Raw genomic sequence first — 20,739 nt, 5'->3', positions numbered from 1 at the left:
TCCTTTCGTTGAAGAGAGTCACTGCTGCACGCGATCACTCCACCGTCGCAATCCTGCTGTCCGTATGCAGCCGTGACGGACAAATCCATCCGGGTCGACGCTGACACGGCCTGAAAACGGGGTTTGATACGTGGAATGCCCTGATAGCCCTGTGTCCTTCGCACGCGAGGTGAGCCTCGCTCATCCAGCATTGCCGGGAAGTTTTGGCTTCGCGGCACGACGCGCGAGCACGGCCTTCACGTCTTCCAGGGAGAGGCCGAGCGGCCTCACCGCGACGAGGAGGTGGTAGAGGAGGTCGGCTGCCTCCTCGGCGGCGCGTCCGGCGTCCGCATCCGCGCAGGCCGTCACCAGCTCCGCGGCCTCCTCGCCCAGTTTCTTGAGACGCAGGTTGCGGTCCGCGAGCAGGCGGCGCGTGTAGCTGGGTTTTTCGCCCGGGGCATCGGGTCGGGTCGCGCGCTCGGCGAGGGTGGCATCCAGCGCGGCCAGCGCGTCTCCCCCTCCGGGACCGAAGCACGTGGTCTCGCCGGTGTGACAGGCCGGCCCGGCTTTCTCGACGCGGGCGAGGACCGCGTCACCGTCGCAGTCCGCGCGCAGGGACACCACCTGCTGCGTGTTCCCGCTGGTGGCGCCCTTGTGCCAGAGGCCACGCGAGCGCGAGCGGTAGTGCATCTGCCCCGTGGCGAGTGTGCGCTCCAGGGCCTCGCGGTCCGCGTGCGCCACCATCAACACATCACCGGTGCGCGCGTCTTGAGTCACCACCGTCACCAGGCCGCCGCCCTTGGTGAAGTCGAGTCGGTCCAGGTCCAGAATCACGTGGCCTCCGTCGCGCCCAGGCGCTCACGGGTGAGTGTGGCCAGGGCCGCGTTGGTGGCGATGCCATTGCCCCCGAAGGAGGTCCGCCGCCCGGTCCAGTCGGTGAAGACGCCTCCGGCTTCTTCGATGATGGGCTGGAGCGCGGCGGCATCCCAGGGCGAGAGCAGCTCGTCCACCATGACCTCCGCTCGGCCCGTGGCCACCAGCAGGTAGCCGTAGCAATCGCCCCAGGTGCGGGAGATGGCCGCGTCGAGGGTGAAGCGGCGCCAGGCTTCTCCGCGCTCGGGATGCTGACGGAAGCGCTCGTCCGTGGAGAGCACCACCGCGCGAGACAGGTCCGCCTGCTCGGATACTCGCGCGAGCTTGTCGTTCCAGAAGCAACCTTCCCCTGGCGCAGCCACCAGCAGCTCGCTCACGGCGGGGAAGTACGCGGCGCCCACGAGGATGCGCTCCCCTTCCGCCAGTGCCACCAGGGTCCCCCATAGAGGTACGCCTCGGATGAAGGTCTTCGTTCCATCGATGGGGTCCAGAATCCATCGGCGCCGCGCGCCCGGCCGTGTCTCCCCGAACTCTTCACCGAGGATGCCGTCGTCCGGAAAACGTGCTTCCAGCCATTCGCGTGCGGTCTGCTCCGCCGTGCGGTCCGCCACCGTGACGGGCGTCCCGTCGCTCTTGGTATCCACCGCGATGCCGCCGCGGAAGTAGCCCAGCGCCACGTCCCCGGCCTTGCGCGCGACTTCGGCCGCCGCCTGCATCAAGCCCTGTGCGCTCGTCATGTCGTGCTCCGGATGGGAAGGCCGCTCGCTCGGAGCAGCGATTTGATGGCCCCTACCGTGGTGAGCCCATCGTGAAGGATGCCCGCCACGAGCGCCGCGTCCGCGCCGCCACGCGTGAGTCCGTCCCGCACGTGCTCCGCGTTACCCGCCCCTCCGGACGCGATGACGGGCACATCCACCGCGTCCGCCACCGCTCGCGTCAGCTCCAGGTCGTAGCCCGAGCGGGCACCGTCCTGGTCGATGCTGGTGAGGAGCACTTCACCCGCACCTCGCGCCACACACTCACGCGCCCAGGCCACCGCTTCCAGCTCCGTGGGCTTGCGCCCACCATGCGTGTGGACACGCCAGCGCGAACCCTCTTTCCGAGCGTCGATGCTCGCCACCACGCACTGCGCTCCGAATCGCTCCGCGCACTCCGTGAGCACCTCCGGCCGGGCCACCGCCGCCGAGTTGATGCTCACCTTGTCCGCGCCAGACCGAAGCGCACGCCCCACGTCCTCCACCGTGCGGACGCCTCCCCCCACCGTCAACGGGATGAACAGTCGCTCCGCCGTGCGCCGCACCAAATCCCAGAGCGTGTCACGCTCCTCGGCGCTCGCGGAGATGTCGAGGAACGTCACCTCGTCCGCGCCCTCCTGCTCGTAGCGCAGGGCCAACTCCACCGGGTCTCCCACGTCGCGGAGACCCTCGAAGCGAACGCCCTTCACCACCCGGCCGCCCTTCACGTCCAGACAGACGATGAGTCGTCGCGTCAGCATCAGAGCACCTCCAGGGCCACGGAGCCCTTCATGCTGAACACGGTGCCGGAGTCCACCATCGCATCCCGCAGCGCGAGCCCCAGTGCCTTGAACGCCGCCTCGGTGACGTGGTGACTGTCCTTCCCTCGCAGCACCCGCAGGTGCAGCGTCACCTTCGCGTGCTCGCAGAACGAGCGCATCCAGTGCTCGTAGAGCCGATTCTTCAACGGCCCCTGGTAGAAGAACCGTCCGCCCGCGTCGAGGCACACCTGCACCAGCGCGTCATCCATGGGGAGCGTGCGCTCCGCGAAACGAGCCGCTGTCGCTGGAATCACCCGCTGCACCGCCGTCCCCAAAGTAATCGCCACGTCCTCCATCAGGTGGTGCGTGAGGTCGCCACGAGCGTGCAGCTTCAAGTCGAGTCCCGCGTAGCGCGCGAAGGTGGAGAGCATGTGGTCGAAGAACTTGAGCCCCGTGTCCACCTGCGTGCTCCCCCGGCCCACCGACAGCTCCACGCGGATCCGCGTCTCCTTCGTCTCTCGAGTGACAGTGGTCATTTCGCGAACTCCAGCGCGACGTCGCGCGCATCCAGGCGCCCCGTGTACAGCGCCATCCCAATGACCGCCCCGTACGCCCCCACCGAGGCCAGCGCCCTCAAGTCTTCCAGCGTCGTCACGCCGCCCGACGCGTAGAGCCGGTGACGACTGCGAACCACCACCTCGCGCATCAGCGACAGGTCGACGCCTTCGAGCTGCCCCTCCTTGTGGACCGCGGTCACCAGCAGGCCACCGAGCGGCAACGGCTCCAGCGCCGCGAGCACATCGCCCACCGTCATGCCACTGCCCGCCGTCCAGCCTCGCGTCACCACCTCGCGGCCTCGCACGTCCGCAGCAACCACCACGCGGCCTGGATGACGGCTCGCGACGTCGGCCAACCACGCCGCGTCCTCGATGGCCCGAGTCCCCACCACCACGGCCGAGGCGCCCCCTTCCAGCAGCGCCTCCACCCGCTCCAGCTCTCGCACACCCCCGCCCACGGTGAACGTGAGCCCCGGCTCGTGCGCGATAAGTCGCGCCACGGCCTCGGCATTGGAACCCCGGCCCAGCGCCGCATCCAGGTCGACCACGTGGAAGGCCCTGAAGCCGAAGGCGCGCCATCGCAGCAGCGCCTCCAGCGGGTCCTTCACCCGCACCCGCTCGTCTTCATACGAACCTCCAACGAGCTGCACACACGCGCCTTCGCGCAGATCGATCGCGGGAATCGCCCTCATGACGCCACCTCCCGCAAGAAGGCCCGCACGAAGGCGACACCCGAAGACGAAGACTTCTCGGGATGGAACTGCACGCCCACCACCCGGCCGCGTCGAACCACCGCGGGGAAGCGGTCTTCCTCGTGCGTCGTCCACCCCGTCACGACCGACGCGTCCTCCACGCGGCAGACGAAGCTGTGCGCGTAGTACGCGGTGTCCAGCTTCGCCTCCGACAACGTGCGGTCGCCCTCCACCTGGTTCCAGCCAATCTGCGGCACGCGTCGCGATGTCAGCCGCGTCACCCTTCCGGCGAAATAGCCCAGGCCCGCGCCCTCTCCCTCGTCGCTCGAATCGAACAGCAACTGCATGCCCAGGCAGATGCCCAGGCAGGGCAGGCCCTTCTGCAATGCCGAGCGCATCGCATCCCGCCCGGGCGCCAGTCGCGCCGCCGCCGAGCCAAAGGCGCCAACACCGGGCAGCACGAGCACATCCGTATCCACCGCGCGCGCCGGGCTCTCCTCCACGCGAACGTCGACGCCCTCCTGCGTGGCAAGGGCCTTGGTCAGCGAGTGCAGGTTGCCAGCGCCGTAGTCGAACAGGGTGACTCTCATCCCAAGGACTCCCGCAGCGCCACGAGCGCCGCCTCCAGCAAGGGCCACGGTCCACTGCCGATTCGGAGCGCATCCCCGACCCCGGCCAGTCCCTGGAACGCCCTCACGTTCACGTCACGCTCCCGCATCCGCTCCGCAACCCCAGACGCTTCGGGCAGCGGCACCATCAGGAAGTTGCCCTCGGACGGCAGCGGCTTCAGACCCTGCGCCACCAGCGCGTCCCGCAGGCGCTCCCTGTTCTCCACCGCCTCCTCCACCCGAGCACGCACCCAACCCGCGTCCTCGAGCAGCACGGCGACAGCCATCGCTTCCGCGAGCGTCGTCAGCTTGTACGGCCCCCGTGCCTTCTCGACTTCGGCCACGAGCTTCGGGTGGCCCACCGCCCACCCCACGCGCATCCCCGCGAGCCCGAAGGCCTTCGAGAACGTGCGCGTCACCAGCACGTTCGAGCACGTGCGCGCCAGGTCCAGGAAGCCGGGCCCGCGCGCGAAGTCGGCATAAGCCTCGTCGATGATGACCAGCCCCGGCGCACGCTCCACCACGCGCTCCACCGCCGCGCGCGACAGCACCGTGCCCGTGGGGTTGTTCGGTGAGCACAGGTAGATGACCTTCGCCCCCGTGGACACCAGCCACTCGGGCTCCACGTCGAAGTCGGCGCGCAAGGGCACCGCCGCCGTCCGCAGTCCGTTCACCTGCGCGAACAGCGGCATCATCACGAACGTCGGGTCTTGAAACACGAGCAACTCACCCGGCTCCAAGAACGCTCGCAGCGCGCTGTCGAGGACGTCATCGGAGCCGCAGCCCGTCGTCACGCACTCGGCTGTCACGCCAAGCTGCTCGGCCAACACGCCGCGCAGGTCGGGCGCATAGCTTCGGGGATAGCGCGAGAGCGACTCCAGGGAGGACTCGCGCAGCACTCGCTCCGCGGCGGGAGGCACCCCGAAGAGGTTGGTGTTGTCGCTCAGGTCCACGCGACAGGGTCGCTTCGCGGGCGAATACAACGGGATGTCCCGATAGGATGCACGCGTGGGAATCATTCGGCCCTCCAGGCCCGCGCGGCGTCCGCGTGCGCGAAGAGGCCCTCACTGTCCGCCAGCAGCCCCACGTCATCCGCCAATGCCTGGGACGCCGCGCGCTCCACGCGCTGGTAGGTGGTCCATCGGTAGAAGTCGAGCAGGTTGAGTCCCGAGTAGGCCCTCGCCAGCCCCGCCGTGGGCAGCACGTGGTTGGAGCCCGTCATGTAGTCGCCGTAGGCCACCGAGGAGCGCTCCCCCAGGAAGACCGTGCCCGCGTTGCGCACTCGCGCCAGGTCCGCCGAGGGCGCGGCGGTGGCGAGCAGCAGGTGCTCCGGCGCGAAGTCCGCGACGAAGGGCCACGCCTCCTCCAGCGACGCCACACTCAACACCGCGCCACGTGAGCGCAGCGCGGCGGCGACAATCTCCTCGCGCTTCGCACCCAGTGACAGGCGCCGCACCTGCTCCGCGATGGCCTCCGCCACCCCTTCGCCTCGCGCCACCGTCACGCAGGCCGCATCCGGGTCGTGCTCCGCCTGCGCCAGCATCTCCCGCGCCACCGCGTCCGGACTCGCCGTCTCGTCCGCGACGACGAGGATTTCACTCGGCCCCGCCGGCGCTTCGATGGCCACCGCCCCCACCACCTGGAGCTTCGCCTCCGCCACGTAGGCATTGCCCGGCCCGACGATGCGGTCCACCCGGGGGACACTCTCCGTGCCGTACGCCATGGCCGCCACCGCGCCCGCTCCGCCCAGCGCGAAGACCCGGTCCGCGCCCGCCAGCACCGCCGCCGCCAACACGCTCGCGTGGGGCAGACCGTCAGGCCCCGGAGGTGAGCAGACGATGACCTCGCCCACCCCCGCGACCTTCGCCGGCACCACCCCCATCAACACGCTGCTCGGATACACCGCCCGGCCTCCCGGTGCGTACACTCCGACGCGGCCCAGGGGGTCCGGCCTCCGGCCCACCAGCACACCGGGCTCCGTCTCCACTTCCACCGCGCGAGGCCGCTGCGCCTCGTGCGCCCGCGCGATATTCCGCGCCGCGCGACCCAGGGCCCGCGCCACCGACGGGTCCAATGATTCGAGCGCCTGCTCACAACGCGCGCGGGGGACCTCCAGTGCGGACAACTCCGCGCGGTCGAACTGGCGCGCCATCTCGAAGAGCGCCCAGTCCCCATCCAGCCGGACCCGGGCGATGAGCTCTCTCACCCGGGCGGAGATGCGCGCGTCCACATCCCCGCCTCGCTGCAGCAATCGGAGCCGGTCCTCGCGGGACAGGCTGGCCAGCGGTCCGCGATAGCGGAGGAACGAAGGAAGCGGCGTCATCACGCCACCAGCCTTTCGATGCGCGTGACGAGGATGCCCTCGCAGCCCAGGGCCTTCAGGGCGTTGACGGTGCGGTAGATGGTCTTCGCCGCCACCACCGCGTGCACCGCGACGAACGTCCCTCCGTCCAGCACGTCCACCACCGTGGGGCCATTGAGTCCGGGCAGCACCTCGCGCACCCCCGCGAGCGAGTCCCTGGGGACGTTGGCCATGAGGTAGCGCTTGCCCCGCGCCGCCAGCACCGAGCCCAGCGCCAGCTTCAGTTCGTCCAGCCGCTTGCGCGCCTCCGGGACGTTCGTCTTGCTCGAAACCAGTCGCGCGCTGGACTCCAGCACCGTGGCTACCTCGCGCAGGCCGTTCATCTTCAGCGTGGAGCCCGTGGACGTCAGGTCCACCACGATGTCCGCGATGCCCAGGTGCGGAGCAATCTCCGCCGCGCCCGAGACGGGAACCACGGTGATGCTCTGCCCTCGCCGCGCGAAGTAGTCCTGCGTCAGCCGGGGGAAACACGACGCCACCCGCATGCCGTCTCGCACGTCGTTGGAGTGGGTGATGCCGCTCTCCTCGCGCGCCGCCACGACGAGCCGGCACTTGCCGAACTCCAGGTCCATCAGGTGCTCGAGTTCTCGCCCCGCCTCGCTCACGAGATCCCATCCCGTGACACCCGCATGCGCCGCGCCGTCCGCGACGAACTCCGGGATGTCCTGGGCGCGCACGAAGATGGCCTCGAACTCGCCGCCGAGCGACGCGGTGAGTGCGCGCTCTCCTCTGCCGCGCACCTCCAGGCCCGCATCGTTGAAAAGTTCACGAACCTCTTCGGAAAGGCGGCCTTTGTTGGGAAGAGCGATCTTCAGCAACATGGGTAGACCTGCTGGGGGCTGCGGGGGAATCGAAGGCCGCGTGGAAACGAAAAAAGGCCCGTCCGGGGGAGGACGGGCCTTCATTCGCTGCGGCAGGTGCCGGGAGGGTGGTGCGTCTAGTGGCTCACCCAGGCATGCGCGTGGCGAACGGTCCCGTCGGGGCCGAGCCGATGATGCGCATGATGGGGATGCACGGAAGAGAAACGCACGGCCCCATCAGTAATGGCAAAGGCCCCCGCCGTCAACCCGACCTCTGGGCTCCCTGTCCAAGTCGCTTGCAAACCCTCGACGGGGCGAGCAGGAAAGAAGTCCATGCGAGTTTCGGACGTCATCATCGTGGGTGGGGGAATCATGGGCTGCGGCATCGCGCTGCGGCTGCGGCAAGCCGGCGCGCGCGTCACCGTCCTGGAGCGCTCCATCCCCGGCGCGGAGGCCAGCAGCGCCGCCGCCGGCATGCTCGCTCCACAGATGGAGTCCGACGGCCCCGGCCCCTTCCTCGAGCTGTGCCTGAAGAGCCGCGCCCTCTATCCCGCCTTCGCCGACGAGCTGCGCGAGCTGTCCGGCGTGGACATCGCCTACCGCCCCAGCGGCGTCCTCAAGGTCGCCTTCAGCGAAGCGGCGGTGCAGCACGTGGAAGCCACCGTGCTGTGGCAGCGCGGCATGGGCCTGCGCGCGGACGTGCTCGACGGTGCCCAGGCCCGCGCATTGGAGCCGCGCCTCTCCTCGAAAGCCGTGGCCGCCGCCCACTTCCCGGATGACCACCAGGTGGACAACCGGCTCCTCGTCCGCGCGCTGACGATGGCCGCCGCGCGCGTGGGCGCCGAGTTCCGAAGCGGCTACGTGCGCGGCATCGTTCACGAAGCGGGCCGCGCGGTGGGCGTGGACCTGGATGGCGAGGTGCTGCGCGCGGACGCGGTGGTGCTCGCCGCGGGCTCCTGGTCCTCGCTCGTCCAGGGCGCGGGCGTGGAGGCGAAGGCGGTGCGCCCCGCGCGTGGGCAGATGATTCAGCTCCAGACGCGCCTTCCCCTGCTCCAGCGCATCCTCACGTCGGAGAAGGGCTACGTCGTCCCCCGCGCGGACGGCCGCGTCATCGCCGGCAGCACCATGGAGCTGGTGGGCTTCGACAAGCAGGTGACCGCGGCGGGCCTGGCCCGCATCCTCGACATGGCCCTGGAGCTGTGCCCGGAGCTCGGGTCCGCCCCCATCACCGAGACGTGGGCCGGCTTCCGCCCCTGGACGGAGGACAAGCGGCCCTACCTCGGAGAGGGCCCCACCCCGGGCCTCTTCCTCGCCACCGGACACTTCCGCAACGGCATCCTCCTGGCCCCCATCACCGCGAAGCTCGTGGCCGAGGCCGTCCTCGGAGAGCGGACCACCCTGGACCTCGCGCCTTTCCGCCATGACCGCGCGAGTACGAGGGCCCAGGCCTGAAGGCTCGACTTCCTCCCAGGACCCGTCCACGCCTGCCCGGCCGCCCTCCCTCCCAGGGTCGTCTTCCGGACCAGCGCACTGGACTGTCAACCTGCAAGTGGAGGAAGGTGGTAATTTCCCTGACTCATTCGCCATTGAAACCCGGAAACCTTTAGAATCTCCCGCCGTGGAAGCCATCCCCCCTGCCCCACCCCGAATCCTCATCGTCGACGATGACGACTCTGTCCGAGACGTCATCTCCGTCCTCCTGCGTGAAGAGGGCTACAACTGCGTCGTCGCGAGCGGCGCCGAGATGGCGCTGGACGTGGCTGGCGAGGAGGACACCCCGCTCGTCATCAGCGACATGAAGATGCCGGGCAAGGACGGCCTCTGGCTGTTGGAGAACCTGCGAGAGCGACTGCCGGACACGTCCGTCATCATGCTCACCGGCTATGGCGACACGGAGTCCGCGGTGGACTGCCTGCGCCGGGGCGCGGTGGACTACCTGCTCAAGCCACCGAAGCTCACCGACCTCATCCGAGCCATCGAGCGCGCGCTCGCCAAGCGCCGCATCGAGATGGCCCGCAAGCGCTACCAGAAGAAGCTGGAGCGCAAGGTGCGAGACCGCACCGCGGAGCTGCGCAGCGCGCTGCACAACATCGCCAACACCTACCAGAACACGCTCCTGGCGCTGGTGGCCGCGCTGGACGCGCGCGAGCACGAGACGAGCGACCACTCGCAGCGCGTGGTCAGCTACACGTCCGCCATCGCCGGCCGGATGAGCATCTCCGGCAAGGACCTGGAGGAGATTGGCCGCGGCGCGCTCCTGCACGACATCGGCAAGATTGGCGTGCCGGACGCGGTGCTGCTCAAGCCGGGCAAGCTCACGCCGGACGAGTGGCTGGAGATGCGCAAGCATCCGGAGATTGGCTTCCAGATGATCCAGGCCATCCCGTTCCTCTCCACGCCCTCCGCCATCGTCCTGTCGCACCAGGAGCGCTGGGACGGCGCGGGCTACCCGCGCGGCCTCCAGCGGCAGGAGATCCACATCGGCGCGCGCATCTTCGCCGTGGCGGACACGCTGGACGCGATGACGAGTGACCGGCCGTACCGCAAGGGCACCTCGTTCGCGAACGCCATCCAGGAGATCCGCCGCTGCGCCAACACCCAGTTCGACCCGGAAGTCGTCCGGGCGTTCCTGGACATCGGCGAAGAGGGCCTCATCCGCATCAAGGAGGAGATGGCGCTGCGGAAGCTCAATCTTCCCGTGGCCGAGCAGGAGGCGAACGAGGCCGAGGCGGAGCTGGCGCGTCTGACGGACCTGGACGATGACCTGGAGCCCGCGCCGGTCGCCCCGCGTGCCGCCCCGAGCGAGCCCGTCGAAGTGAAGGTGCCGATCATCCGGTCGGCCACGGGCAGCGAGGGCTGAGCCCCTCACGCTGGGGGGATTGAGATGAACGTCCCCCTGGCGGCTGTTATGAGGTCAGGCCGCCCGTGACGACGCCCGCACTCCAGACGGATCCGCTCGCCCCTCCCCTGCTGGATGCGCAGGGGCGCCGCATGACGTACCTGCGGCTGAGCATCACGGACCGCTGCAACTTCCGCTGCACGTACTGCTCTCCCGCGTCCTGGGGCGGCAAGAAGGACCTGCTGAACGCGGAGGAGCTGGGACGCATCGCCGGCATCTTCGCCGCGCTGGGCATCCGCCGCGTGCGCCTCACCGGCGGTGAGCCGCTCATCCGTCCGGACATCCTGGAAATCGCCCGGCGCATCGCCAGCATCCCAGGCGTGCGGCACCTGGCCATCACCACCAACGCCAGCCACCTGGAGGCCCTCGCGGCCCCGTTGCGCGAGGCCGGTGTCGACCAGCTCAACCTCAGCCTGGACACGCTGTCCCCGGAGACGTTCCGCCGCATCTCCAAGCAGGGGGACTTCGACGCCATCCTCCGGGGCATCGACGCGGCCGCGGCCTCCCACTACGCCTCGCTCAAACTCAACGTCGTGGTGATGCGGGGCGTGAACGATGGCGAGGCCCGCGCGCTGGTGGAGTACGCGCACGCGCGCGGCATCACCCCGCGCTTCATCGAACTGATGCCCTTTGGCCAGGGCGTTCCGGTACCCACCGCCGAGCTGATGGACCGGCTGCGCGGCGAGGGCCTGGACCTCTCCGCCGAGCCCGAGGAGACAGGCGCCGCCGCCGACTCCGTCACCTCCGGTCCCGCGCGCTACTGGAAGGCGCCAGGTGGCCGCGTGGGCTTCATCTCGCCGCTGACCCAGAACTTCTGCGGCGGGTGCAACCGCGTGCGCGTGGCCTCGAATGGCGACCTGCGCAGCTGCCTGGGCGGCCGCGCACAGGCGCCGCTGCATCAGCTCATCCGGGGTGGGGCCACGGACGTGGAGCTGGCACGGGCCATCCGCGCTGCCCTGGGCGACAAGCCCGAGGGCCACCGCTTCACCGAGCCCGGCAACGGCGCCACGCTGCTGTCCATGATGGGCATCGGCGGCTGAAGGCCCGCCCCGGCGCCACGATGCTGTCCATGATGGGCATCGGCGACTGAAGGCCCGCACCACCGGCGCCATGCTGCTGTCCATGATGGGCATCGGCGGCTGAAGGCCCGCACCGGCGCCACGCTGCCACCCAAGCGGGGCCGAGACCGCGCTGCCTCGTCGCGAGGATGCACCCGAGTGCTCGCCGCTCGCGCGTCCCCTGAAAAGACGACGGGCGGGCCCGCGCGCTCGCGCCTGGCCCGCCCGAGTGGCCGCGGGCTCCCCGAAGGGAGCCGCCGCCGTGCCGACTACTTCACCAACCGGATGGCGAACGGGTACCGGTACAGCTGCCCCTCGTTCGCCTTCAGCCCGCCGATGATGCCGAACACCAGCGCCAGGATGCCGACGATGGGCAGCAACACCAGCCCGATGCCGATACACGACGTGGCGACGCCGACGAGGCCGGCGATGAAGAGGGTGATCTGGAAGTTCAGCGACTCCACCGAGTGCTCGCGAACAAAGGACGACTCCTTGCCCTTGGTCAGCATCAGCACCAGCGGAACCGCGAAGCCCAGGCCCACGAAGTTGGCCAGGATGGTTCCCATGTGGGCGATCAGCCCCATCGTCTTCTCATCCTGGGTCGGCATCGGAGTGCCGGTGATGTACGAACCCACTTGCTCCCGCGGCGGAGTCTCCATGAAGTATCCCCTCCAGATAATCGAGGGCGCGTGCACCGCGCCCATGCCTGCCTAACATGACATGCACCCACTCTCATTGTCACGTCTCGGACAGGTGATGTAGCAGGTCGTTTGACGCCCTCGATTCCTGGCTTCGTGGCTCAGCGATACAACTCGCTGCCTGCCTTCCGGAATTCCTCACTCTTCTGTTCCATCCCCGAGTCGAGCGCGGTGGCGTCGGTGACGCCAAGCTTCTCCGCGTAGTCGCGAACATCCTGGGTGATTTTCATGGAGCAGAACTGGGGTCCACACATGGAGCAGAAGTGGGCGACCTTGGCGCCGTCGGCGGGCAGCGTCTCGTCGTGGAAGGCGCGGGCGCGCTCGGGGTCCAGGGAGAGGTTGAACTGGTCCTCCCAGCGGAACTCGAAGCGGGCCTTGGAGAGCGCGTTGTCGCGGGCCTGAGCGCCCGGATGCCCCTTGGCCAGGTCGGCGGCGTGAGCGGCGATCTTGTACGTGATGACGCCTTCCTTCACGTCGTCGCGGTCCGGCAGCCCCAGGTGCTCCTTCGGCGTCACGTAGCAGAGCATCGCGGTGCCGAACCAACCAATCATCGCCGCGCCAATGCCGCTGGTGAAGTGGTCATACCCCGGCGCGATATCCGTGGTGAGGGGCCCCAGCGTGTAGAACGGCGCCTCGCCGCACACCGCCAGCTGCTTCGTCATGTTCTCCTGGATGAGGTGCATGGGCACGTGGCCCGGGCCTTCGATCATCGTCTGCACGTCGTGCTTCCAGGCGATCTTCGTCAGCTCGCCCAGCGTCTCCAGTTCGCCGAACTGCGCCGCGTCGTTCGCGTCGGCGATGGAGCCCGGCCGCAGCCCGTCACCCAGGCTGAAGCTGACGTCGTACGCCTTCATAATCTCGCAGATCTCCTCGAAGTGCGTGTAGAGGAAGTTCTCCTGGTGGTGGGCCAGGCACCACTTCGCGAGGATGGAGCCGCCCCGGCTGACGATGCCCGTCAGTCGCTTCGCGGTGAGCGGCACGTAGCGCAGCAGCACGCCGGCGTGGATGGTGAAGTAGTCCACGCCCTGCTCGGCCTGCTCGATGAGCGTGTCGCGGTAGATCTCCCACGTGAGGTCCTCCGCCTTGCCGCCCACCTTCTCCAGCGCCTGATAGATAGGCACCGTGCCGATGGGCACCGGCGCGTTGCGGAGGATCCACTCGCGCGTCTCGTGGATGTTGCGGCCCGTGGACAGGTCCATCACCGTGTCCGCGCCCCAGCGGATGGACCAGACCATCTTCTCCACCTCCTCCTCGATGGAGGACGAGACGGCGGAGTTGCCGATGTTGGCGTTGATCTTCACCAGGAAGTTGCGGCCGATGATCATCGGCTCCAGCTCCGAGTGATTGATGTTCGCGGGGATGATGGCGCGGCCCCGGGCAATCTCGTCGCGCACGAACTCCGGGGTGATGACGCGGGGGATGGACGCGCCCCAGGAGTGGCCCGGATGCTGCGCGGACAGCGACGCGTCCATGCGCAGGTTCTCTCGCAGCGCCACGTACTCCATCTCCGGGGTGATGATGCCGCGCCGGGCGTAGTGCAACTGGGTGACGTTGACGCCCTGGCGTGCCACGCGGGGCTTGCGGCGATGGCCGAAGCGCAGCCCCGCGAGCCTCGGGTCCGCCTCGCGCTCCTTGCCGTAGTCGGAGGTGATTCCCGCCAGCTCCTCCGTGTCATCGCGACGCAGCACCCAGGCCTCGCGCGTGGCGGGCAGGCCCTGGCGCAGGTCGATTCGCGCCTCCGGGTCCGTGTACGGACCGCTGGAGTCATAGACGAGCACGGGGGGATTCGACGTCACCCGGGCATCCGCGCCCGGTCCGTGCCGCGTGGGGGTTTGACTGATTTCCCGCACGGGGACTCGCAAGTCGGGGTGCAGCTCCCCACTCACGAACACCTTGCGCGAGGCTGGCAGGGGGCCCTGGCTGATGCCTTCGAGCACCTTGCCATCGACCTTGAGGCTTCTGGACGCTCCGCTCATCTCTCTCTCCTCGAGGACGGGCGGGAAGGCAGACGGAAGCCCCCAGGGGGGTTCCGGGCCGCTTCCCTCCGCCGGTATGACCCGGTTCAGGTTCCAAGGGTTGGCCGCGCCACGCGGCCGTCTCAGCCCCTTACGAGGGGCACCCCTAGCGACTGGGTGAGCATCTAGCGCACAGCGGGACCGGCTTCAACCTGCCCGGTGGCCAGGGCTGGAAGCGCTCCAGTCAACACCGCTCGCGCAAGGAATGCGGGGCACCACACGAACGCGCAAACCTTGCGTGTACAGGGCGCTGAAATCGCCGTAGCCCGAGGGAATCCGGGCTGGCCCTTTCCATGCAGCGGCCCCCGGGAGTTCCACCTATCTACCGGGAGAGCGCCACATGCAGATCGTCGGAGAGCTGATGACGCGCGAGGTGGTCGCGCTCAAGGAGACCCAGAACCTGGGCAAGGCGGAGGAGCTGCTGCGCCTGCACCGCATCCGGCACCTCCCCGTCGTCCGACAGGGAAAGCTCGTGGGCCTCATCACCCACCGAGACCTGCTGAGGGCCGCGGCCACGCACGCGACGGACCCCGCCGCGCAGCCACTGTGGGCCGCCGACATCATGACCCGGGACGTGACGACGGTGACGCCCGAGGCGTCGCTGCGCGATGCCGTGGTGCTGATGTTGCGCAACAAGTTCGGCTGCCTTCCCGTCGTCGGGCAGGACGGCGCGCTGCTCGGCATCGTCACCGAGGCGGACCTGGTGCGCTACGCGCAGCACCTCATCGAGGACAAGGACCGCCGCGAGCTGGCGAGGGAATTCAACGCGTAGGTCCCTCCTCCCCGCGTCCCTTGCAATGACCTCCCCACTCGCCTCGACACGCGCGGACGCCGAGGCCCTGTCGCCCAGCCTTCCCGAGGCCACCGTCGCGCCGTCGTCGCGGCGTCGCTGGACCCGGCCCGTGCTCGCGCTGGTGGGACTGGTCGCCGTGGCCGGGCTCGCGGGCTTCGGCGTGGACGGCGAGGTGGCATCGCGCACGGTGCTGGTGGCGGGCGTGTGCCTGGTGCTGTGGCTCACGGAGCTGGTGCCGCCCTTCGTGCCCACCCTGCTCCTGCTGGGCGCCACGCCGGTGGTGCTCGGTCCGCTGGGGCCGGAGTACCGGCTGTCCTCCGTGCTCACATGGGGCGTGGACCCGGTGCTCATTCTGTTCCTGGGTGGCTTCACGCTGGAAGTCGCGGCCATGCGCCACGGCCTCGACTCGGCGGTGGCGCGGCACGTCGTGCGCCTGTCGCGAGGCCGGCCCCGCCTCCTGCTGCTCCTCGTCATGGGCGGAGTGGCCTTCCTCTCCATGTGGATGTCCAACGTGGCCGCGGCGGCGATGATGCTCGCCGCGCTCAGGCCCGTGCTGCTCGCCTCACCTCCGGGCACACCGCTGCGGCCCGCCCTGCTCGCGGGAGTCGCGTTGGGCGCAAACCTGGGCGGCATGGCGACACCCGTGGGCAGCGGCCCCAATGCCCTCGCGGTGTCCGCCGCGAGCGCTCATGCGCACGTCACCTTCGCGGGCTGGATGGCGTTCGCCCTGCCCCTCACGGTGTTGATGCTGCTGCTCGGCTTCGGCCTCGTGCTCCTGCGCTTCCGCATGGGAGGTGCGCTGACCTTGCCCGCACAGCCCGCCCGCACGCTCGATGCCTCCGGCCGACGCGTGCTCGCGGTAAGCGCCGCCTGCGTGGTCGCCTGGCTGTCGGAGCCGCTCCACGGCGTGCCCGCACCGGTCGTCGCCCTGGGCGCCACCGCGCTGCTGTTCGGCACCGGGCTTCTCAAACGCGAGGACCTGGGACGCCTGGACTGGTCCACCCTGCTGCTCATCGCCGGTGGGCTGGCGCTGGGAAAACTCCTGGAGCAGTCGGGCCTGGTGGCCCACGCGCTCGATGGCGCCCGGCTGGAGGCGTGGCCGCGCGAGGCGAGACTGGGGGCGCTGGTCATCGTCGCCGCGGGCCTGTCCGCGCTGATGAGCAACACCGGCACCGCCGCGCTGCTGATGCCCCTGGCCCTGAGCGTGGAACCCTCCGCGTCCACGCCCATCCTCGTCGCCATGGGGTGCTCGTTCGGCATCCCCTTCGCCATCAGCACCCCGCCCAACGCGATGGCCGCGGGCGAGGGGCTCGACACCTCCGAGCTGTTGAAACTGGGGCTTCCCCTCATGGTGGCCGGTTGTCTGCTGGTCAGCTGGACGGGCCCCGTGGTGCTACGTCTCTTTGGCCTGCCATGAGTTACCCTCGTCCGCCCGTCCGGGACTTCAGGGCGAATCCCCGGTCCACCATGAAGCACCTTCGCGGCACACGGGTTGTAAGGGCAATGCCGGAACAGGGCCCGGCGGAAGGAGCGCCCATGACGTCCGTGACCGTCACTGAGTACGAAACGCGTCTGTATTGGCAGGGCGAGCGAGGTGCCGTCCTGACGAGCGACCGTGCGCCGCCCGTCCCCATCGGCTTGCCGCTCGTCGAGCAGGGCCCAGCGGACGATGGACGCTGGGCACCGGAGACCTTGCTGGTGGGCGCGGTGGAGGGGCGCACGCTGCTGGCGTTCCTGGAGCGCGCACGCGAAGCGGACGTGACTGTCCTCTTCTACCAGAGCTGCGCGGTGGCCCGGGTGGTGAGCGGTCCCGGCCAGCCACCCCACCTCACCGACCTCATCGTCCGTCCCCACGTGGCCGTGGCCACCGACCTGGACGCGGAGGTGGTGCGCCTCATCTTCTCCGAGCTGCCCGCCCACTGCTTCCCCAGCTCGGTCATCCAGATCGCGCCGCGCATCGAAGCGGTGGTGGAGACGTGGCACGCCCGCGCCGCCAGCCCTCGTGCGAAACCCGACGCCTCCCACTCGAAGCCCATCCCGGTCCTCACCCTTCCCTGACACCTCGAGCCCCCCTTCCATGTCCGCACAGCGCATCCTGGTCGTCGACGATGAGGACAATGCCCGCAGAGCCATCGCCACCATCCTGAACGAGGAGGGCTACGACGTGGCCGAGGCCGCCGACGGCGCGGAGGCCCTGGCGCGCGTGTCGGACTTCTCCCCCGCCGTGGTGCTCACCGACGTGCGCATGCCCCGGATGGACGGCCTCACCCTGCTGCGCGCCGCGCGCGAGCAGGGCAGCGACGCGACGTTCGTCATGATGACGGCCTTCGCCAGCGTGGAGATGGCCGTGGAGGCGATGAAGTCCGGCGCGGACAACTTCCTGCTCAAGCCGCTGGACGCCGACCAGGTGCTCGTCATCCTGTCCAAGGCCCTGGAGAAGCGCAGTCTGCGCCGCGAGGCGGAGGCCCTGCGAGACCAGGTCCGCACGCGCGTGCGGCGCTTCCACGACATCATCGGCGAGTCCCCGCAGCTCCAGGGCATCTACGACGTCGTGCGCCGCGCGGCGAGCACCCGCGCCACGGTGCTCATCCTCGGCGAGTCCGGCACCGGCAAGGAGCTCATCGCCCAGGCGCTGCACCAGGAGTCGCCCCGCCGCGACAAGCCCTTCATCCGCGTCCACTGCGCGGCGCTGTCGGAGAACCTGCTGGAGAGCGAGCTGTTCGGCCACGAGAAGGGCTCCTTCACCGGCGCCCTCGCGCGCAAGGAAGGCCGCTTCGAGCTGGCCGACGGCGGCACCCTCTTCCTGGACGAAATCGGAGAGATCTCCCCCACGGTGCAGGTGAAGCTGCTGCGCGTGCTCCAGCAGCGCGAGCTGGAGCGCGTGGGCGGCACCCAGACGCTCAAGGTGGACGTGCGCATCGTCGCCGCGACGCACCGGGACCTCGCCGCGGAGGTGAAGGCGGGCCGCTTCCGCGAGGACCTCTACTACCGGCTCAACGTGGTGAGCGTGACGCTGCCGCCGCTCAGGGAGCGCAAGAGCGACATCCCCGCGCTGGTGAACCACTTCCTGGAGAAGTACGGCGAGGCCTACGGCAAGCACGTGCGCGGCCTGGCACCGGGCACGCTCCAGGCGCTGCTCGCGCACGACTGGCCGGGCAACATCCGAGAGCTGGAGAACGCCATCGAGCGCTCCGTGGTCCTCACCCAGGGCCAGGAGCTGGCGACGGACGACCTGCCGCCCGTGCTGCGCGGCCCCCGTCCCACCGGCACGAGCCAGGGCGCGCTCATCCCCGGCGCCACGCTCGCGGCCATCGAACGCGAGGCCATCCTCCGCACCCTGGAGATGGTGCAGGGCTCCACGTCGCGCGCCGCGGAGGTGCTCGGCATCAGCGTGCGGAAGATTCAGTACCGCCTCAAGGAGTACGGCGCCCAGGCCGACGGCGCGCCCCCGAAGCCCGACGCCGACGAGCTCCCCGGAGACCTCGCCGCCGAGTCCTGACGCGAAGCCGGACACCGACGCGCGGGCGACGCGGTGTTCCATGACGGGCATCTACGACGTCCGTCGTTGACAGTTACGACGTACGTCGTAATACTTTCGCGAATGATGCCCGTTCCACCGCAGCCGACGCGCGCCGAGCTGGCCATCCTCCGTGTCCTCTGGCAATTGGGGCCCAGCACCGTACGTCGGGTGCATGAGTCGCTCCGGGACACGCAGGACAAGGACACCGGCTACACCACGGTCCTCAAGCTCCTGCAGAACATGACGGAGAAGGGGCTCGTCCAGCGCGATGAGAGCGAGCGCACCCATGTCTACGAAGCGGCCCTGAGCCAGAAGCGCACGCAGCGCGACTTGCTGCGGGACTTGATGGACCGGGCCTTCGGCGGCTCCGCGTCCAGCGTGGTGGCCCAGGCGCTTTCGATGAAGCGGGCCTCCGCGGAGGAGCTGGCGGAGATCCGGAAGCTGCTCGACGAGCACGAGAGGCGGGGGAAGTGATGGACGTGCTGGACTCGCTGGAACAAGCCCTGCTCGCCTTCGCCTGGCAGGGCGCGGCGGTGGCACTGGTGGTCGCGGGACTGCTGGCCCTGATGTCGCGCCGCTCGGCGCGGGGCCGCTATGTCGTCGCCTGTCTGGGCCTGCTGACCATGGCGCTGCTTCCGCTCGGCACGTTCCTGGGCGCGCTGTGGGGGACGTCGGTCCCCGTGACTCCGACGTCGGGCGGCCTGTCCGCGGAGATGCTCCTGTCGGCGACGCTGCCCCCGGGCACCTCGCTGGTGGACGTGGCGTCTCCGGCGACGGTGGCGGCCAGCACCTCCTGGCTGGAGCTTGTGCGCCCGTGGCTGCTCCCGGCCTGGTGCTGCGGCGTGCTGCTGCTGTCGGCGCGGATGCTCATCTCCTGGTACGCGGCCCAGCGGCTGTCCCGACTGCACACCCAGGAGCCCGCCGCCGCCTGGCGTGAGGCGCTGGCCCAGGCGCTCACGCGGCTGAGCCTGACGCGCCCCGTCCGACTGCTGGCGTCCGCCCGCGTCGACGTGCCCCAGGTCATCGGCCTGTGGCGCCCCCTCATCCTCGTCCCCGCGGGCGCAATCGTCGGCCTGACACCCGCGCAGTTGGAGGCGGTGCTCGCGCATGAGCTCGCGCACATCCAGCGCCACGACTACCTGGTCAACCTGCTCCAGGCCCTGGTGGAGACCTTCCTGTTCTACCACCCCGCCGTCTGGTGGCTGTCCCACCGCATTCGCGAGGAGCGCGAGCACTGCGCGGATGACCTCGCCGTGCAGTCCTGCGGAGACGCGTTCCTCTATGCGCGCGCCCTCGCGCTCATCGAACAGCTCCGCGCGCCGCCGTCCGCCCTGCTCGCGCTCGGCGCGGATGGGGGTTCGCTGCTCGCGCGCATCCGCCGGCTCCTGGCCGTGCCGGAGCCCCGTGCCCCGCGCAGGTCCTGGCGGCTGGTCAGCGGACTGGGGGGCGCCGCGCTCGCCGTCGCCCTGGGCACCTCCCAGGTCCCCCTGCCGGCGATGGCCGTTCCGCCCACCTCCAACACCGCCTCCGCAGACGCCTCGCCCGTCTCGAATCACGAGCGCGCCTTCGAGATCGAGGAGCCCCGGGTCCACCGGCCCCTCGTCGCGCCCACGCCGCGAGTCATCCCGGTCAACCTCTCCTCCACCGTGAGCCGTCCGGTCCGCGCGGCCAAGGCCCCGACGAAGAAGGCCCGCGAGCCCAGCCCGCGTCCGCTGCTCATCCCGGACACGGAGGGGATTGTCCGCACGGAGCTGTCCCGAACGCCGTATCCGCTCGACGCGGAGCCGGCCGCCCCCGCCGTCGCCATCGACAGCGTGCCTGTCGCCCCCGTCCAGGTGGCGGAAGCGACGCCAGAAGTCGCGAAGCCCACCCCGACGCCTCCGCCGCCCTCCACCAGGCCCATGCCTGAGCAGGATGGCGTCTTCACGCTCGGCCCTGGCATCACCCCTCCCCGCTTCCTGACGGGGCGCAGGCTGCACTTCGCGGACCTCACCCAGAACATACGCTCGCGCGTGAACGCCGTCCCCAAGGGCGCGGTGGTCACCCGCTGCACCATCACCGCCGAGGGCACCGTCACCGACTGCAAGTCCCTCCAGAGCCTCTCCGGACTGGAAGACGGCATCATCCGCACGCTGACCACGTGGCGCTACGAGCCCGCGATGCTGGATGGCAAGCCCGTGCCCGTGCACTACGAGTTCGACGTCTGGTTCACCAACGAGCCCGGCGGAGGCATGGACGAGCGTCGTCAGGTCGCCAGCGCGGACAAGCCGGGACAGCGCGCGGACGGCTCCAACCAGAGCGCCTGCATCCTCTGCGCGAGCGCCGCCTCCACCACCCTTGTGACTCCGCCCGTCGGCTTCTGAGCGTCGACGGGCTTGCTCCCGGTGCGC

The 20,739-nt window shown here is 69.9% G+C and carries 20 protein-coding genes and 1 riboswitch; of the genes, 9 read left to right on the top strand and 11 right to left on the bottom strand.

Annotated elements, in window-relative coordinates:
• Positions 1–180: 180 nt before the first annotated feature.
• The 9 genes from hisIE to hisG are packed head-to-tail and all read right to left on the bottom strand — an operon-like array spanning position 181 to position 7,387.
• Positions 181–810: a bifunctional phosphoribosyl-AMP cyclohydrolase/phosphoribosyl-ATP diphosphatase HisIE gene (gene hisIE, locus HUA75_RS10230; RefSeq protein WP_174486497.1), complete on the bottom strand. Its 630-nt coding sequence runs from the start codon at positions 808–810 to the stop codon at positions 181–183.
• A complete protein-coding gene (hisN, locus tag HUA75_RS10225; protein WP_174486257.1) occupies positions 810–1,589 on the bottom strand; it encodes a histidinol-phosphatase in 780 nt (259 codons plus the stop codon). Before hisN ends, hisIE begins: the two co-directional genes overlap by 1 nt.
• Complete coding sequence (gene hisF, locus HUA75_RS10220; protein ID WP_368773779.1) at positions 1,586–2,350, bottom strand: imidazole glycerol phosphate synthase subunit HisF; 765 nt, start codon at positions 2,348–2,350, stop codon at positions 1,586–1,588. The genes hisN and hisF overlap by 4 nt, the downstream gene beginning before the upstream one ends.
• Positions 2,347–2,883 (bottom strand): imidazoleglycerol-phosphate dehydratase, encoded by a 537-nt coding sequence (locus HUA75_RS10215; RefSeq protein WP_174486256.1) that lies wholly within the window; start codon positions 2,881–2,883, stop codon positions 2,347–2,349. The genes hisF and HUA75_RS10215 overlap by 4 nt, the downstream gene beginning before the upstream one ends.
• Positions 2,880–3,596: a HisA/HisF-related TIM barrel protein gene (locus HUA75_RS10210; protein WP_174486255.1), complete on the bottom strand. Its 717-nt coding sequence runs from the start codon at positions 3,594–3,596 to the stop codon at positions 2,880–2,882. The genes HUA75_RS10215 and HUA75_RS10210 overlap by 4 nt, the downstream gene beginning before the upstream one ends.
• Positions 3,593–4,186, bottom strand: coding sequence for an imidazole glycerol phosphate synthase subunit HisH (gene hisH, locus HUA75_RS10205; RefSeq protein WP_174486254.1), 594 nt, complete (start codon positions 4,184–4,186; stop codon positions 3,593–3,595). The genes HUA75_RS10210 and hisH overlap by 4 nt, the downstream gene beginning before the upstream one ends.
• On the bottom strand, positions 4,183–5,223 hold the full coding sequence (locus HUA75_RS10200; protein WP_174486253.1) for a histidinol-phosphate transaminase: 1,041 nt from the start codon (positions 5,221–5,223) through the stop codon (positions 4,183–4,185). Before HUA75_RS10200 ends, hisH begins: the two co-directional genes overlap by 4 nt.
• Positions 5,220–6,527, bottom strand: a complete 1,308-nt coding sequence (gene hisD / locus HUA75_RS10195) for a histidinol dehydrogenase (RefSeq protein WP_174486252.1) — start codon at positions 6,525–6,527, stop codon at positions 5,220–5,222. Before hisD ends, HUA75_RS10200 begins: the two co-directional genes overlap by 4 nt.
• On the bottom strand, positions 6,527–7,387 hold the full coding sequence (gene hisG, locus HUA75_RS10190; protein ID WP_141647382.1) for an ATP phosphoribosyltransferase: 861 nt from the start codon (positions 7,385–7,387) through the stop codon (positions 6,527–6,529). Before hisG ends, hisD begins: the two co-directional genes overlap by 1 nt.
• Positions 7,388–7,699: 312 nt before the next feature.
• Between hisG and thiO the strand changes: the two genes are divergently transcribed.
• The 3 genes from thiO to moaA all read left to right on the top strand — a co-directional run bounded on the left by thiO (position 7,700) and on the right by moaA (position 11,305).
• A complete protein-coding gene (gene thiO / locus HUA75_RS10185) occupies positions 7,700–8,818 on the top strand; it encodes a glycine oxidase ThiO (RefSeq protein WP_174456734.1) in 1,119 nt (372 codons plus the stop codon).
• Positions 8,819–8,984: 166 nt separating this feature from the next.
• Entirely contained in the window at positions 8,985–10,226 is a 1,242-nt protein-coding gene (locus tag HUA75_RS10180; RefSeq protein WP_174456735.1) for an HD domain-containing phosphohydrolase, read from the top strand.
• A gap of 65 nt (positions 10,227–10,291) precedes the next feature.
• Positions 10,292–11,305, top strand: a complete 1,014-nt coding sequence (moaA, locus tag HUA75_RS10175; RefSeq protein WP_141647379.1) for a GTP 3',8-cyclase MoaA — start codon at positions 10,292–10,294, stop codon at positions 11,303–11,305.
• A gap of 287 nt (positions 11,306–11,592) precedes the next feature.
• On the opposite strand, the gene HUA75_RS10170 is transcribed toward moaA, so the two are convergent.
• On the bottom strand, positions 11,593–11,982 hold the full coding sequence (locus HUA75_RS10170) for a DUF4870 domain-containing protein (protein WP_141647378.1): 390 nt from the start codon (positions 11,980–11,982) through the stop codon (positions 11,593–11,595).
• A gap of 140 nt (positions 11,983–12,122) precedes the next feature.
• On the bottom strand, positions 12,123–13,997 hold the full coding sequence (gene thiC, locus HUA75_RS10165) for a phosphomethylpyrimidine synthase ThiC (protein WP_174486251.1): 1,875 nt from the start codon (positions 13,995–13,997) through the stop codon (positions 12,123–12,125).
• 46 nt (positions 13,998–14,043) lie between these two features.
• Positions 14,044–14,154, bottom strand: a riboswitch (TPP riboswitch).
• Between the two features lie 222 nt (positions 14,155–14,376).
• On the opposite strand from thiC, the gene HUA75_RS10160 reads away from it, so the two are divergent.
• The 6 genes from HUA75_RS10160 (at position 14,377) to HUA75_RS10135 (ending at position 20,712) form a co-directional block, all read left to right on the top strand.
• Positions 14,377–14,808 (top strand): CBS domain-containing protein, encoded by a 432-nt coding sequence (locus tag HUA75_RS10160; protein WP_174456737.1) that lies wholly within the window; start codon positions 14,377–14,379, stop codon positions 14,806–14,808.
• Positions 14,809–14,833: 25 nt separating this feature from the next.
• Positions 14,834–16,246 carry an SLC13 family permease gene (locus HUA75_RS10155; protein WP_174486250.1) on the top strand — a complete coding sequence of 471 codons (1,413 nt, stop codon included), beginning with the start codon at positions 14,834–14,836 and terminating at the stop codon, positions 16,244–16,246.
• Positions 16,247–16,365: 119 nt separating this feature from the next.
• A complete protein-coding gene (locus HUA75_RS10150) occupies positions 16,366–16,887 on the top strand; it encodes an OsmC family protein (protein ID WP_174486249.1) in 522 nt (173 codons plus the stop codon).
• Positions 16,888–16,906: 19 nt separating this feature from the next.
• Entirely contained in the window at positions 16,907–18,328 is a 1,422-nt protein-coding gene (locus HUA75_RS10145; RefSeq protein WP_174456740.1) for a sigma-54 dependent transcriptional regulator, read from the top strand.
• 105 nt (positions 18,329–18,433) lie between these two features.
• Positions 18,434–18,823 carry a BlaI/MecI/CopY family transcriptional regulator gene (locus tag HUA75_RS10140; RefSeq protein WP_141646159.1) on the top strand — a complete coding sequence of 130 codons (390 nt, stop codon included), beginning with the start codon at positions 18,434–18,436 and terminating at the stop codon, positions 18,821–18,823.
• Entirely contained in the window at positions 18,823–20,712 is a 1,890-nt protein-coding gene (locus HUA75_RS10135) for a M56 family metallopeptidase (protein ID WP_174486248.1), read from the top strand. The genes HUA75_RS10140 and HUA75_RS10135 overlap by 1 nt, the downstream gene beginning before the upstream one ends.
• Positions 20,713–20,739 lie beyond the last annotated feature (27 nt).

Source organism: Myxococcus sp. CA040A, from assembly GCF_013336725.1.
GTDB lineage: Bacteria > Myxococcota > Myxococcia > Myxococcales > Myxococcaceae > Myxococcus > Myxococcus llanfairpwllgwyngyllgogerychwyrndrobwllllantysiliogogogochensis.
Note: the sequence above shows the minus strand (reverse complement) of the source record. Positions and strands in the feature narration are given on the sequence as shown.